General features: G+C 72.8%; 2 protein-coding genes. One reads left to right on the top strand and one right to left on the bottom strand.

Annotated features, from left to right (window positions below; all coding sequences use genetic code 11):
• A partial coding sequence (locus tag D7V97_RS46940) for a DUF3572 family protein (protein ID WP_120616326.1) occupies positions 1 to 104 on the bottom strand: 104 nt, incomplete at its 3' end.
• Between the two features lie 114 nt (positions 105 to 218).
• On the opposite strand from D7V97_RS46940, the gene D7V97_RS43875 reads away from it, so the two are divergent.
• A partial coding sequence (locus D7V97_RS43875; protein WP_199729302.1) for a hypothetical protein occupies positions 219 to 401 on the top strand: 183 nt, incomplete at its 3' end.

Raw genomic sequence — 401 nt, 5'->3', positions numbered from 1 at the left:
AGGCTCGCCCCCGTGGCGCCGGCGAAGGCCTGGGCCAGCTCCTCGTCGGCGGCGATCCAGGCCAGGGCCTGGAGGGCCAGGGTCTCGGCGGCATCCTGGTTCATCGGTTCACCTTACCGGGTCGGCAATCGTTTCTTAACGATTGCGGCGGAGATTGCGGGCGGGGACGGGACGACGGCACGACGGCTGCGGGCGAAGCCCAAGGAAGGATGAAAGTCATGTCGGCCCACGTCCTGATTGTCGACCCCCTCGCCGCCCGCCGCGTGCTGTCGCGCGCCGCCCTGCGGGCCGCCCACTACGTCGTCACCCCCCTCGCGCGCGCGTCCGAGGCCGTGGGGCTGGCGCTGCCGGACAGGGCGGACCTCGTGCTCCTCGCCCTGGACGAGGGGGAGGTCGCCCTC

The organism is Corallococcus sp. CA053C, assembly GCF_003611675.1.
Lineage (GTDB): Bacteria > Myxococcota > Myxococcia > Myxococcales > Myxococcaceae > Corallococcus.
The sequence above is the reverse complement of the archived record's forward strand: the minus strand, read 5'-3'. Positions and strand labels throughout refer to the sequence as shown.